This is a genomic window from Marinobacter alkalisoli, from assembly GCF_045449795.1.
GTDB lineage: Bacteria > Pseudomonadota > Gammaproteobacteria > Pseudomonadales > Oleiphilaceae > Marinobacter.
This window is the reverse complement of record NZ_JBJJLB010000042.1, coordinates 226169-238460: the sequence shown is the minus strand read 5'-3', so window position 1 is coordinate 238460 and position 12292 is coordinate 226169. Positions and strand designations below refer to the sequence as shown.

Genomic DNA, 12292 nt, shown 5'->3' with positions numbered 1-12292 from the left:
GAAAGACTGTTCATTTATCAGAGGTGATTATGAAGGCGAACCTTCGCCATTGCGCAAAGACATTGTTGGTCCTCCTGGCGGTGATGGTGACCTCGGTCGCACAGGCTGAACGTCAGCCGCTGGATCGGGTTGTGGCCATTGTGGACGATAGTGTGATCCTGCAGAGCGAGCTGGATAACCGTATTGATACCATCGCGGGGAGACTGCAGGCCCAGGGAACCGGATTGCCGCCAAGGGACATCCTTGAGGAGCGGGTGCTGGATCAGCTGATCACCGAGTCGATCCAGTTGCAGATGGCGGAACGTGGCGGTATGCGGATCAGTGACAACGAACTGAACGAAATCATGACCGGCATCGCCCGGCGCAACAACATGACCATGGCCCAGTTCGAGCAGCAACTGGCGGCGGAAGGGGTCAGCTACCGCGAGGCCCGTGAGCAGATCCGCAACGAGATGCTGACCAGCCGCGTGCAGCAACGCCAGGTCGGCAACCGCGTGCGCGTGACCGATCGCGAGGTGCAGAACTATCTGCAGGCACTCTCCTCCCGTGAGCCGAGCAATGAGGAGTATCAACTGGCCTACATCTACGTTGAAGTGGATAACCCGAACGATGAGTCGGCCGTTGCTGCCGCCCGGGAAAAGGCCGAACGGCTGCGTTCAGAGATTGTCGGCGGTCGTGATTTCCGGGAAGTTGCGGTGGCCGAATCCGACGCCGCCAATGCCCTGGAGGGTGGTGACATGGGCTGGCGCAGGAGAAGTCAGCTGCCATCGCTGTTGGAATCCGTCGTACCGGAACTGGAGACCGGGGTGCCGTCCCGGGTACTGGGCAACAACAACGGCTTTCACCTGGTGATGGTACGCGATCGGCGCGGTGGCGAAGGCGACCAGGTGATCGAGCAATCCCGGGTGCGTCATATCCTGATCAGAACCAGCGAGACGGTCTCGGAAGCTCAGGCGGAAAGCGCTATTCGTGACCTGTACCGGCAGATCCGTGACGGCGCCGATTTTGCGGTACTGGCCAGAGAGCATTCGGACGACCCGGTGTCCGGTTCCGATGGCGGCAACCTGGGCTGGGTCAGCCCTGGTCAGATGGTACCCGAGTTTGAGCAAGCCATGATGGATGCGAATGTCGGTGAACTGAAGGGGCCATTCCGGTCCCAGTTCGGCTGGCATATCCTGGAGGTGCAGGAGCGCCGCCAGAAGGACATCAGCGGCGAAGTCCGCGAGTCGGAAGCCCGTCAGGCGATATACCGTCGCAAGTTCGACACCGAGCTGCAGAACTGGCTGCGGGAGATTCGTGACGAGGCATTCGTTGAATTCAAGGATGAATACGCTGACGAAAATGAGGCATCCGAGGAGTCATGAGCGACCCGGTCATCCTTGCCCTGACTGCCGGTGAGCCGGCGGGTATCGGCCCGGAACTGTGCCTGCAATTGGCGGCGGAAACCCGTCAGCCGGGCATTGTTGTGGTGGCTAGCAGCGCGCTGTTAGAGGCAAGGGCGCAACAACTGGGCCTGGATGTGATTCTGGAACCGTGGCGGCCTGGTCAAGCAGCCACGCGGGAGTCGGGGCGCCTCTCGGTGTACCATGTTGAGGGTTTGGCCAGTACAGACACCGGCACACTGAACACTGGCAATAGCCAGTACGTGCTCGACACTTTGAGGGTCGCGGCCCAGGGCTGCCTGGACGGGCTCTTCGATGGTATGGTCACTGCACCGGTCCATAAGGGTGTGATCAATGACGCCGGTATCGCTTTCAGCGGCCATACCGAGTTCCTGCAGGAACTCTGTGGCGTTGAGCGGGTGGTGATGATGCTGGCCACCGAAGAGCTCAGGGTGGCGCTGGTCACCACCCATCTGCCCCTGAAAGACGTCGCCGCGGCGATTACGCCGGAACGCCTGACCCAGGTGACCCGGATCCTCAATGACGACCTGCGCACCTTCTTTGGTATCGAACATCCGCGCATCCTGGTTGCCGGCCTCAACCCCCACGCGGGGGAGGGCGGTCACCTGGGGCGGGAAGAACTGGAGGTGATCGAGCCGACGCTGGACAACCTCCGTACCGAGGGCATCACCCTGACCGGCCCGTTGCCGGCGGATACCCTGTTCACCCCTCATTGGCTGGACAATGCCGATGCGGTCCTGGCCATGTACCACGACCAGGGGTTGCCGGTACTGAAATTCCAGGGCTTTGGCCGTGCGGTTAACATTACCCTGGGGCTGCCGATCGTCCGCACCTCGGTTGACCATGGCACCGCCCTGGATCTGGCTGGTACCGGCAAAGCGGACGCAGGCAGCCTGCAGACCGCCATCAAGGTCGGTGAACAGATGGCGATTTACCGAAAGTTGGCAAAAGAGAGCTAGCGTGAGCAACAAACCCGGCCATCAGGCCAGAAAACGGTTCGGTCAGAATTTCCTCCACGATCCTGGCGTGATCGAGCGCATCATCCGCGCCATCCATCCCAAGGCCGATGATGCCATCGTGGAAATCGGCCCCGGTCTGGGTGCTATTACCGAGGAAATCCTGGCGGTGAACCCGGCACTGCAGGTGGTGGAGCTTGACCGTGATCTGATCCCGGTTCTGCGGACCAAATTTTTCAATTACCCGGATTTCCGGATTCACGAAGCGGATGCCCTGAAGTTCGATTTCAGCCAACTGGTCAGTGACAGGCCGCTGCGGATTATCGGCAATCTGCCGTACAACATCTCAACGCCGCTGATTTTTCACCTGCTCAGTTACTCCGGTGTTGTCCAGGACATGCACTTCATGCTGCAGAAAGAAGTGGTGCAGCGAATGGCCGCCGTGCCGGGTGATAACAACTACGGTCGTCTGGGCATCATGACCCAGTATTTCTGCAAGGTGCAGCCGTTGTTTGAAGTCGGCGCAGGAGCATTCCGACCCGCACCGAAGGTGGATTCCGCCATTGTACGCATGGTGCCGCACACCACGTTGCCGCATCCGGCCAAAGACCTCGGCACGTTGCAGGCTGTGGTCCGGACCGCGTTCAATGCCCGCCGCAAGACCTTGCGCAAGGCCTTGGCGGGACTGGTCACAGTGGAGCAACTGCAGAGCCTGGGCATCAATGACGGACTGCGGCCGGAGAACCTGGGGCTGGCGGACTACGTGGCGATTGCAGATAGGTTGGTGGACAGTAAAGCCGACAGCCAGGCGCAGAACGGGGAGAGTGATGACTGACTACGCCATCGGCGATATCCAGGGCTGTTACGATCGTCTGCGGGATGTGCTGGACAAGGTCGATTTTTCGCCGTCCCGGGACCGGCTCTGGGTGGCCGGAGACCTGATCAATCGGGGGCCGGCGTCACTGGAAACCTTGCGGTTCATCGAGAGCCTTGGCGATGCTGCGGTGGTGGCTCTGGGTAACCACGACCTGCACCTGCTGGCCGTGGCCCTGGGTGGCCACCAGCCCCGCAAGAAAGACACCCTGGATGGTATTCTGGACGCTCCGGATCAGGCCCGGCTGGTGAACTGGTTGCGGCAGCAGAAGCTCTGTATCCACGATTCTGCCCGCAATCTCGTCATGGCTCACGCTGGCCTGCCGCACATCTGGACGCCGGAACAGGCCGCAGTGCATGCGCGGGAAGTGGAAGCGGTGATTGCCGGTGACGGCGCGCAGGAGTACTTCACCCATATGTACGGCAACCAGCCTGAGCGCTGGGACGACAGCCTGACCGGCATGGACCGGTGGCGGGTGATTACCAATTATTTTACGCGTATGCGCTTTATTGCGGCGGACGGCACCCTGGAACTGACCACCAAGGAGTCGGCGGACAGCGCTCCGGACGGGTTTGCCCCCTGGTTCGAGTTCCCCCGCCAAGACAGCGTCAAAGTGGTCTTTGGCCACTGGGCGGCCCTTGAAGGCAGAACCGGCAAGGAACAGTTTATCGGCCTGGACACCGGGTGTGTCTGGGGTGGAGCCCTGACCATCATGAACCTCGATAGCGGGGAAAAAATTCACTGTGACTGCTAGCAAAACCGACATCATGCGGCTGCCACTGGTACTCGGTGCCTTGCTGGCGCTGCTGGCGGTCATGGCCGGCGCCTTTGGCGCCCACGGCCTGAGGACAATAGTCAGTGCCCGGGGCCTTGAAGTTTTCCAGACTGCCGTCACTTATCAGGTATACCATTCATTAACCTTGATACTCGTGGCCGTGTTAACCGGGATCGGAATTCACCGCCGCCTGTTGGCGGTTGCCTCGGGATTTTTTCTGGCGGGTATTCTGCTGTTCAGCGGCAGTCTCTATGTACTGGTGCTGACGGATATCCGCTGGGTCGGGCCGATCACGCCCATCGGTGGTGTCTGTTTCATGGTGGGCTGGATTTTGTTGTTGATCGCCGGATTGCGGCGCTAGAGACTTTACAGAGGTAAGCATGCAGGTTCAGGTAAACGGCGATGGTATTGAACTCCCGCCCCAGGCAACCATTGCGGATCTGATTGAACACATGGCCCTGACGGGCAAACGGCTGGCGGTGGAAGTCAACGAAGACATCGTGCCCCGCAGCCAGCATCCGGAATTCCACCTGAACGACGGTGACCGGATCGAAGTCGTCCATGCCATCGGTGGCGGTTGAGTAATGCCGCATTGACGCGGCTCATCCTGCCGATGACATCCCCGATAATCCCTACAGCCCCAGGAAGGTTATGAGCGAAAAACCAACAATACAGCTCCCAGAAGACAAACCCCTTGAACTTGCAGGCCGGGTCTATCACTCACGCCTGCTGGTCGGGACCGGTAAATATCGTGACCTGATGGAAACCGGCCATGCCATAGAAGCCAGCGGTGCGGAAATCGTTACCGTAGCGGTACGCCGGACCAACCTGGGGCAGAATCCCGACGAGCCCAACCTGCTCGACGTGATTTCCCCGGACAACTACACCATCCTGCCGAACACCGCCGGCTGCTACACCGCGAAGGATGCGGTGCGCACCTGCAAACTGGCCCGCGAACTGCTGGACGGCCACGATCTGGTGAAGCTGGAAGTGCTGGGCGAGGAGAAAACCCTGTACCCGAACATGACCGAAACCCTGGTGGCTGCCGAAGAGCTGATCAAGGATGGTTTCAAGGTCATGGTCTATTGCTCCGACGATCCGCTTTTGGCCAAGCGCCTGGAAGACATGGGCTGTATTGCCATCATGCCGCTGGGCGCACCGATTGGTTCCGGCCTGGGTATCCAGAACCGGTACAACATCCGCCTGATTGTCGAAAACGCCAATGTCCCGGTGCTGGTGGATGCCGGTGTCGGCACTGCCTCGGACGCTACGCTTGCTATGGAGCTGGGTTGCGACGGCGTATTGATGAACACCGCCATCGCCCAGGCCCAGGACCCGATCAAGATGGCCCACGCCATGCGCCTCGGTGTTGAAGCAGGCCGCGAAGCCTATCTGGCGGGCCGCATGCCCAAGAAACTCTACGCCAGCGCGTCCTCGCCCATCGATGGCACGTTCTTCTGATTTAGTGAACAATTCGGTACAAAACTGAATAACCCAGAGGGCCGGCGCCAATGACCGGCCCCGAAAATAACCCAGTTACAGAGCGCTGAAGTCCTGTCATGACCGATCAAAAACCCAGTCGTCGGGAGGCGATCCTGCATGCGTTGGTGGAGCTGCTGGAAACCGATCCCGGAGCCCGCATTACCACCGCCGGCCTGGCCAAATCCGTAGGCGTCACCGAGGCGGCGCTGTACCGCCATTTCCCCAGTAAGCGCAAGATGTTCGAGGCGTTGATCGACTTCGCCGACGAAGCGGTGTTCAGCCGTTGCCAGGTGATCCTGCAGGAGCAGGAGGACGCACGCGCCCGCCTGCAACAGCTGGCCAACCTGGTGCTGGTATTCGCCGAGCGCAATCCCGGCCTGTGCTGCGTGCTGACCGGCGATGCCCTGATGGGCGAAAACGAGACCCTGCGCAAGCGCGCATCCCAGTTCTTCGAACGCCTGGAAACCCAGGTACGCCAGATCCTCAAGGAAGGCGAGATCCGCCAGGGCCTGCGTCCCCGCACCAGCGCCAACCGCGGCGCGGACTTTGTGCTGGTGTTCGTCGAAGGCCGCATTCAGCGGTTTATCCGGTCGTCGTTCTCGCGGTTGCCCTCGACCGACTTCGACGAGAGTTGGGGACTGGTTTCTGAAGGTGTCTGGGGCTGACCGGATACCGGGGAGTTTGTTTCTGACTGTAGCCTGACAGAAATGGGGGAGGTCGAAGGCGGGTATGGCCTCCACAGAACCGCTACAAGCACATCCATGTGCGCTTCGTTCCGGCCATCCATGGCCTCCAAGATTCTGTGGAGGCCATACCCGCCTTCAACCATACCACTCTAGGTGATATCTCGTTTCTCCAAGACAGAGAAGTGGGAAACCAGCCACTGTTACCTCAAAATCACCTCGATCATTACCTGCGATATATCTGCACAGTTAGATGGTTGGCGGTGTGAGGGGCCCTTCCCGGAATTTCGAAGGCCATGGATGGCCTGAGAGAAGCGCACATGGATGTGCTCGTAGCGGTTCCGGGAAGGGCCCCTCACACCGCCGACCCCACTCCCGAACAAGCAGGCTACTTGATAAACCTCGGAGCCTCAGTCATACCCGGAAGCAGAACGCAGGATCTGGCGAACTGGCTCCCAGATCGCCGGAGCGGAGATCAGGATGTCGCGGCCATAGAGGTCGGCGGGATAGCCGGCGGGAACGTCGCCGAAATGGCCAGCCGTTGCACCGGCTTCCAGGGCGATGAGGCGGGCGGCGGCGAAGTCCCAGGGGCTGACGTTTTCGTAGTAGATGTCCAGGCGGCCGCAGGCGACCCAGCAGATGTCGAGGGCAGCTGAGCCGATGCGGCGCAGGTCGCGGCAATTGTGGATCATCGCATCGAGGCGTTTCACCAGTGGTTCCAGGTTGTCCTTGGTGTAGGGGAAACCGGTGGCGAACAGGGAATCACGGGGAACCGTGGCGCCGCTGTGTTCGATCGGTTCGCCATTGAGGGTTGCGCCTTCGCCCTTGGTGGCGCGGAAGGTTTCGTTGGGGAAGGGTGCATGAACCACGCCGGCCTGGACGCGGCCTTTCTCGGCGTAGGCAATGGATACCGCGACCTGGGGGTGGCCGTAGGCGTAGTTCACGGTGCCGTCGATGGGGTCGACGATCCACAGCGGTGTCTCCAGTTCCTCCGCCTGGCTCAGGTCCGGCATGGATTCCTCTGAGAGGATGCGGTGGTCCGGGAAGCGTTTTCGAATGGCGTCAGTGATGAACTCATCGGCCATGAGATCCGCGTGGGTTACCAGTTCGGTCTGCTGCTTGTAGTCGGTGCGCAGGGTCTTTTTTTCGCGCTCGCGACGAATCAGTTCACCAGCTTCAAGTGCGATCCGTTCGGCAAAGTCCGTTAAGTCTCTCAAAAGCATGATCCTCTTTGGTGCGTCATATCCATGATTGTATGCGCCCGTGAATATTATCGATATGTGAAGTGCGTCACAGGATGAGTTGTGTTCGATTTAACTCTTCAACTTCATCGGCTTAGTCGCTATATGCGTGGCGGAGACGTCCTTCCTGGAAACCTTTCATTACAAGATGTAATGACTTTATATCTTTGAAACACATCTAAACAAGCCCCGCCTTGTGAATGCCCCTGTGGACTCCTAGCCTCGGTGTATGGCGCTCATGGATTTGAGTGGCCCTGTAGCTTTACCAACAATGAGAACAACTTTGGAGATTGTTAGCTATGACAGACATGTCCGGCTTGAAGGAAATTGATGGTTTCATCGGCGCTTGCCTGGTGGACAGTGACTCGGGAATGGTTCTTGGCAAGGAAGGAGGTAAGGACTTTGACCTCGATACCGCGGCGGCAGGTAATACGGAAGTCGTGCGTGCCAAGCGTAAGACCATGTCAGCTCTGGATATTTCTGGCAGGATCGAGGATATTCTGATTACGCTGGATGACCAGTATCACCTTATCCGGCTGCTGAACAGCAACGATGCGGTTTTCCTTTACGTTGTGCTCGACAAGGCGCGGGGAAATCTGGGGATGGCCCGGATGGTCACCAAGAAAGTTGAGCAGACTGTGGATATGTCTAGCCTCTAATCCACTGAGTTTAACGACAGATGGGGATCTGCGTTTTGAAGACACTTGCCAGCGTTGGTTTGTCTTCCAAAGACGAGACCGTGTTGAAATCTTTGCTCGATCTGTTTGGCACAAAGACCCGGGATCACTGGGTTTATGCCACCTGGGACCATGCTGACGCTATCGTTCTGGATATGGACAATTCGGAAGCGGTAGCTCAGTGGCGCGGCAGTGATGAGATGAAGCGCCGGATCCCGATTGCTTTATCCGGAGAGGCTTCAAGCCTCTCTGCATCCTACCACTTGCCTAAACCCTTGCGTGCGGCGCCATTGATTTCGGTACTCAACCTGATTGTGGAGCACGGGCAACAGTCTGCAATGGGACAGTCCCGGGGATTTGAGCAGGAGAGTGCCCCGGATGATGTCGACGCTGAGGGCACAGGCTCACTTGCCCAGAGAATCCAGTCGTGTGATGCCCGCTTTGTGAAGGTGGCTTTTCATCGCGGCAAGGTTTTTCTTGATCGTCAGAATCGTCTCTGTGCCACGTCTTTGTCGCTTGAACAGATCTCTGAACTCATTGCGGAGCTATCGGAGGATGTTGAGATAACCGAGAGTGAATCAGCATTTCCCGATGAAGAGACCGGCATGGAGTGGGTGTCTGACAAGCAGTTTTTATGGCTGATTGGTATCTCGGGGTCAGAAGGGCGGCTGCTGGCGGGGTGGGCCCCCGATAGCCGGTTCAAACTGCTGCGCTGGCCTTCCCCGGTATTGATTCGCCGGTCACAGGATTTCATGACCTTGTGCGCCCTGATGAGCCGAAAGTCCGGAGTCACCCTGGAGGAGATTGTTGCCTCGTCAGAGGTTTCCCGAGGTCGCGCCATTGCCTTCATCAATGCGGCGTCGCTCATCGGGACTATCGCTGCCGCACCGGTGAACATTGAATCGGCGCAAGGCAGGGCACCTTCTGCCTCTGGTGTGAGCAAGGGACTGCTGGCAAAAATTCGTTCTCGTCTGAAGGTCTGACGTCAACAAGAGGCTGTCTTTTGTGTCGGAAATAAAACTGATTATTACCGGAGCGCCCGGCGCGGGGAAAACGACTGCCATTGCGGCCATCAGTGAAACGCCGCCGGTCAGAACGGATCAGGCAACAACGGATGATCTTGCCGACTTGAAGGAAGAAACGACCGTTGCGATGGACTTTGGGGACCTGACGCTGGAAGACGGGCAGAAAGTGTTTCTATATGGCACCCCCGGCCAGCGCCGCTTTGAGTTTATGTGGAAAATCCTGGTGCAGGGCGGCCTCGGCCTGATCTTACTGGTTGATTGCAGCCGGGATGACCCGCTGGCCGATATGGACATGTATCTGGAAAATTTTGCCGATTTTATTGAAGAAACCGGGGTGGTTATCGGCCTGACAAGACGGGACGAATTTGATTCTCCCAGCCTCGATGACTTTTACGAGAGGCTGGATCGATGGGGCACTGTTTTTCCGATTCTGGAAGTGGATGTTCGGAAAAAAGAGGATGTCAGCCTGATGATCAACGCACTTATTTCAACTATCGAGTTTGCATGAGCAAGACTCTGGACCGGAATGGAATCATGAACCAGCCTAGAATCAGTGAGAGTGGAGAGAATTTCTGCCAGGAAGTCTTTGGACACATGATGGAACAGAGCCATGCGGTGTATGGCGTTCTCATCTCAACGGTAGATGGACACGACGTCACTAAACGCTTCAAAAGGGAAATGCCTGCTGCCAAGCTGGCGGCCATGATGGGCTCTGTACTGGCTCTGGGGGAAACCATTGCCAAGGAAGCTCAGCAGGAGCGTTGTCGTTATGTCATTGTTGAAAACAGTGATGGCTTTATTCTGACGCTGAAGCTCAAGGAAAAGTTAGTACTTACTGTTATTGCCTCTGCAGACGCCAATCTGGGATTGCTCCATACGCTGAGCCGGAATGCCGTAGAGAAATTGGCAAAAAGCCTGAGATAAAGAGCCTGCATACCATCGCCCACGTCAGGCGATGGTATGCAAGGAGCCAGAGATCTAATCAGAAAGACTGCTCAGCCAATTCTCTGTCTTGTCCATGGCCGTGACGAGGCGGGGACAGGCCTGTTTAACGAATGCGTCGTCCAGATCCTGTTCTGCGTAGTCGCCACCCGCCAGGTTCAATGCCTCCGCGCCATTGAAATCGACGAACGCCAATCGCGCCCCCAGATGATCCGGAACGAAACCGAAATCACTGGCGGGCAGAATCGCCACGCCGGTGTTTTCCAGCAGTGCCTGGCAGAAAGCCTGGCTGGTCTTGATGTCCTTGCTGGCCAGCACGTCGCGGAAACTGCTGAAGTCCGGGAACAGGTAGAAGGCCCCTTCCGGCTTCTGGACAACCGCGCCCATCTCACTCAGTCGGCGGTGCATGTATTCACCCACCACCTTCAGCACCCGCCGCGATTGTTTCAGGTATTCGTCCATATCGTCGCCACCGTTGAAGGCGGCAATGGCGGCATACTGAATCGGGGCGCTGGTGGCGGTGTAGGTTTCACTGGCGATGATGGCCATGGCGTCCTGCAGCGGGCGCAGCTCCGGCGGGAAGATAAACGTCCCCAGACGCCAGCCACCGGCGCCGGCCCATTTGCTCAGACCGGTGCTGATAATGGTGCCTTCCGGGTAATAGCGGGCAATGGATTTGTGCTTGCCTTCAAAATGCACTTCACCATAGATCTCATCCGACAGCAGGATCAGGTTGTACTTGCGCGCCACATTGGCGATGGCCAGCAACTGGTCGTCGGTGTAGGTGCAGCCGGTGGGGTTGGACGGGTAATTCAGGATCAGGATGCGCGGACGTGAAGGGTCGTCCCGGCAGATGATATCCAGTTCCTCGGCGGTCAGCTGCCAGTTGTTCTCCGCGTGGGTTGGCAGCCAGTGTACCGAACGGCCGATAATGCGCGCCTGGGGTGCGTAGGACACCCAGCTCGGGCGCGGAATCAGCAGGTCACCGTAGTAGGCCAGCTGCAGGATAAACAGCAGTTCCTTGGAGCCCGGCCCAATCAGCACATCTTCCCAGGTGCAGCGCATGCGCTCGCTCCGGTTGATGTAGCCGGCAATGGACTCCCGCAGGGCCTTCAGGCCCTTGACCGGCAGATAGTCCTTTTCATGGGCGTGATACTGCAGTGCTTTCACTACACGGTCCGGCACCGGAAACGGTGATTGCCCGAGACCCAGCTTGATGATGTCCCGGCCTTCGGAACGGAGCTGGTTGCTCAGCTCATTAATGCGAAGGGTGGCGGAAGGCTGAATGCCCCGAACGTTGAGATTAATCGCGTAGCGGTGATCTGTCTTGATGTCCATGGTCCCGGTCTGCTGGTTGAGGATGACTCTGAGGGTGATCCTCGCAGTATAGGAAACCTGAGCATGTCTGTGAGTATTTGCTTGTAGGTGATTGCCGAAGACAGGTGGCGACTTCAGTCGATGCTTTCCTGCCTGAGTTCGGCCAGCGCCTGGTTGAAGCGGTCCCTGAGTTGCTCGCCCTCGGGGTTTTGCCGTGAAAACGCCGCACGGAACGCTCGCTCCTTGCCAATTGTTCCCGGAACCGCCTCAATGGTTTTCAGTTCTGTTTGGGTGTCCTGATGTTTCTTCAGCAGGAAGTTGCACACTGAATGTTCACAGATGAACAGGTCAATCCGGTCAAACGCGAGCATCCGCAGTCCTGTGAGGTCCGGCCTCTCCTGGCTGATCCTGATGGCCTCCACGTTTGCGGTGTCCAGCCAGGCCATGAATTCGGGTGCGTAACTGTAGGACGACGACAGTCCCACTCTCATGCCTTCCAGGTCATCGAAAGTCTGCCACTCAAACTCCATGTCTGAACGCTTGAAGAAGACGTCACGGGCGGTGTTGATGGGGGCGGTAAAGTAGTAGTGGCGTTCGCGCTGTTCCGAGCGGGTCAGGGTAAACAGAAGATCCGACTTGCCGCTTCTGACCCTCGCTTCCGCCCTGATCCAGGGGAGTACAACAAACGACGGTTCCATACCCATGCGCTCAACAACGTTCTGGATGGTTTCCACGTCTTCGCCGACCAGCTTCCCTTCTTCAAGGTATTCGAACGGGGGGTACTGGGAGGTGGCAATGTTGAGACTGGGCCTCTCTGCAAGCAACGGGCTTGAGAGCATCAGAAAGAGTATTCCGGACGTCAATTGCAACAGCATCGGGGGTGTGGGGTCTCAAGTCGTGTGAGTGTCTTACCGGCG

General features: G+C 58.2%; 15 protein-coding genes. 12 read left to right on the top strand and 3 right to left on the bottom strand.

The genetic code is table 11. The annotated features are described in order from the left end of the window. Positions 1-29: 29 nt before the first annotated feature. From ACJO3M_RS18280 to slmA, 8 genes are all read left to right on the top strand, one after another. Positions 30-1364: a peptidylprolyl isomerase gene (locus ACJO3M_RS18280; RefSeq protein WP_407002814.1), complete on the top strand. Its 1335-nt coding sequence runs from the start codon at positions 30-32 to the stop codon at positions 1362-1364. Next, a complete protein-coding gene (gene pdxA, locus ACJO3M_RS18275) occupies positions 1361-2362 on the top strand; it encodes a 4-hydroxythreonine-4-phosphate dehydrogenase PdxA (protein ID WP_407002813.1) in 1002 nt (333 codons plus the stop codon). Before ACJO3M_RS18280 ends, pdxA begins: the two co-directional genes overlap by 4 nt. Position 2363: 1 nt before the next feature. Beyond that, positions 2364-3194 carry a 16S rRNA (adenine(1518)-N(6)/adenine(1519)-N(6))-dimethyltransferase RsmA gene (rsmA, locus tag ACJO3M_RS18270; RefSeq protein WP_407002812.1) on the top strand — a complete coding sequence of 277 codons (831 nt, stop codon included), beginning with the start codon at positions 2364-2366 and terminating at the stop codon, positions 3192-3194. Next, entirely contained in the window at positions 3187-3987 is an 801-nt protein-coding gene (locus ACJO3M_RS18265; protein ID WP_407002811.1) for a symmetrical bis(5'-nucleosyl)-tetraphosphatase, read from the top strand. Before rsmA ends, ACJO3M_RS18265 begins: the two co-directional genes overlap by 8 nt. 13 nt (positions 3988-4000) lie before the next feature. Further along, positions 4001-4369 carry a DUF423 domain-containing protein gene (locus tag ACJO3M_RS18260; RefSeq protein ID WP_407002878.1) on the top strand — a complete coding sequence of 123 codons (369 nt, stop codon included), beginning with the start codon at positions 4001-4003 and terminating at the stop codon, positions 4367-4369. Positions 4370-4388: 19 nt separating this feature from the next. Continuing rightward, positions 4389-4589 carry a sulfur carrier protein ThiS gene (gene thiS / locus ACJO3M_RS18255; protein ID WP_407002810.1) on the top strand — a complete coding sequence of 67 codons (201 nt, stop codon included), beginning with the start codon at positions 4389-4391 and terminating at the stop codon, positions 4587-4589. Between the two features lie 70 nt (positions 4590-4659). Further along, the gene (locus ACJO3M_RS18250; RefSeq protein WP_407002809.1) at positions 4660-5469 is read left to right on the top strand and encodes a thiazole synthase; all 810 of its coding nucleotides are present in this window, start codon (positions 4660-4662) and stop codon (positions 5467-5469) included. Positions 5470-5567: 98 nt separating this feature from the next. Further along, positions 5568-6155 (top strand): nucleoid occlusion factor SlmA, encoded by a 588-nt coding sequence (gene slmA, locus ACJO3M_RS18245; protein ID WP_407002808.1) that lies wholly within the window; start codon positions 5568-5570, stop codon positions 6153-6155. Between the two features lie 428 nt (positions 6156-6583). Here slmA and ACJO3M_RS18240 read toward each other — a convergent pair whose 3' ends face one another. After that, positions 6584-7396 (bottom strand): inositol monophosphatase family protein, encoded by an 813-nt coding sequence (locus tag ACJO3M_RS18240; protein ID WP_407002807.1) that lies wholly within the window; start codon positions 7394-7396, stop codon positions 6584-6586. 317 nt (positions 7397-7713) lie between these two features. Here ACJO3M_RS18240 and ACJO3M_RS18235 point away from each other — a divergent pair, with 317 nt between their 5' ends. Genes ACJO3M_RS18235 through ACJO3M_RS18220 form a run of 4 tightly spaced genes read left to right on the top strand, consistent with a single transcriptional unit; the run spans position 7714 to position 10040 of the window. Beyond that, the gene (locus tag ACJO3M_RS18235; protein WP_407002806.1) at positions 7714-8073 is read left to right on the top strand and encodes a roadblock/LC7 domain-containing protein; all 360 of its coding nucleotides are present in this window, start codon (positions 7714-7716) and stop codon (positions 8071-8073) included. A 35-nt stretch (positions 8074-8108) separates the two neighbouring features. Then, complete coding sequence (locus ACJO3M_RS18230; RefSeq protein ID WP_407002805.1) at positions 8109-9074, top strand: hypothetical protein; 966 nt, start codon at positions 8109-8111, stop codon at positions 9072-9074. 22 nt (positions 9075-9096) lie between these two features. Continuing rightward, positions 9097-9624, top strand: coding sequence for a GTP-binding protein (locus tag ACJO3M_RS18225; protein WP_407002804.1), 528 nt, complete (start codon positions 9097-9099; stop codon positions 9622-9624). Positions 9625-9650: 26 nt separating this feature from the next. After that, the gene (locus tag ACJO3M_RS18220) at positions 9651-10040 is read left to right on the top strand and encodes a roadblock/LC7 domain-containing protein (protein WP_407002803.1); all 390 of its coding nucleotides are present in this window, start codon (positions 9651-9653) and stop codon (positions 10038-10040) included. 54 nt (positions 10041-10094) lie between these two features. On the opposite strand, the gene ACJO3M_RS18215 is transcribed toward ACJO3M_RS18220, so the two are convergent. Further along, the gene (locus ACJO3M_RS18215; protein WP_407002802.1) at positions 10095-11396 is read right to left on the bottom strand and encodes a pyridoxal phosphate-dependent aminotransferase; all 1302 of its coding nucleotides are present in this window, start codon (positions 11394-11396) and stop codon (positions 10095-10097) included. 113 nt (positions 11397-11509) lie between these two features. After that, a complete protein-coding gene (locus tag ACJO3M_RS18210) occupies positions 11510-12214 on the bottom strand; it encodes a substrate-binding periplasmic protein (RefSeq protein ID WP_407002801.1) in 705 nt (234 codons plus the stop codon). Positions 12215-12292 lie beyond the last annotated feature (78 nt).

Coding starts and splice junctions, on each gene's coding strand:
- ACJO3M_RS18280 (WP_407002814.1), top strand. CDS start 30: ATGAAGGCGAACCTTCGCCATTGCGCAAAGACATTGTTGGTCCTCCTG.
- pdxA (WP_407002813.1), top strand. CDS start 1,361: ATGAGCGACCCGGTCATCCTTGCCCTGACTGCCGGTGAGCCGGCGGGT.
- ACJO3M_RS18265 (WP_407002811.1), top strand. CDS start 3,187: ATGACTGACTACGCCATCGGCGATATCCAGGGCTGTTACGATCGTCTG.
- ACJO3M_RS18260 (WP_407002878.1), top strand. CDS start 4,001: ATGCGGCTGCCACTGGTACTCGGTGCCTTGCTGGCGCTGCTGGCGGTC.
- thiS (WP_407002810.1), top strand. CDS start 4,389: ATGCAGGTTCAGGTAAACGGCGATGGTATTGAACTCCCGCCCCAGGCA.
- ACJO3M_RS18250 (WP_407002809.1), top strand. CDS start 4,660: ATGAGCGAAAAACCAACAATACAGCTCCCAGAAGACAAACCCCTTGAA.
- slmA (WP_407002808.1), top strand. CDS start 5,568: ATGACCGATCAAAAACCCAGTCGTCGGGAGGCGATCCTGCATGCGTTG.
- ACJO3M_RS18240 (WP_407002807.1), bottom strand. CDS start 7,396: ATGCTTTTGAGAGACTTAACGGACTTTGCCGAACGGATCGCACTTGAA.
- ACJO3M_RS18235 (WP_407002806.1), top strand. CDS start 7,714: ATGACAGACATGTCCGGCTTGAAGGAAATTGATGGTTTCATCGGCGCT.
- ACJO3M_RS18220 (WP_407002803.1), top strand. CDS start 9,651: ATGAACCAGCCTAGAATCAGTGAGAGTGGAGAGAATTTCTGCCAGGAA.
- ACJO3M_RS18215 (WP_407002802.1), bottom strand. CDS start 11,396: ATGGACATCAAGACAGATCACCGCTACGCGATTAATCTCAACGTTCGG.
- ACJO3M_RS18210 (WP_407002801.1), bottom strand. CDS start 12,214: ATGCTCTCAAGCCCGTTGCTTGCAGAGAGGCCCAGTCTCAACATTGCC.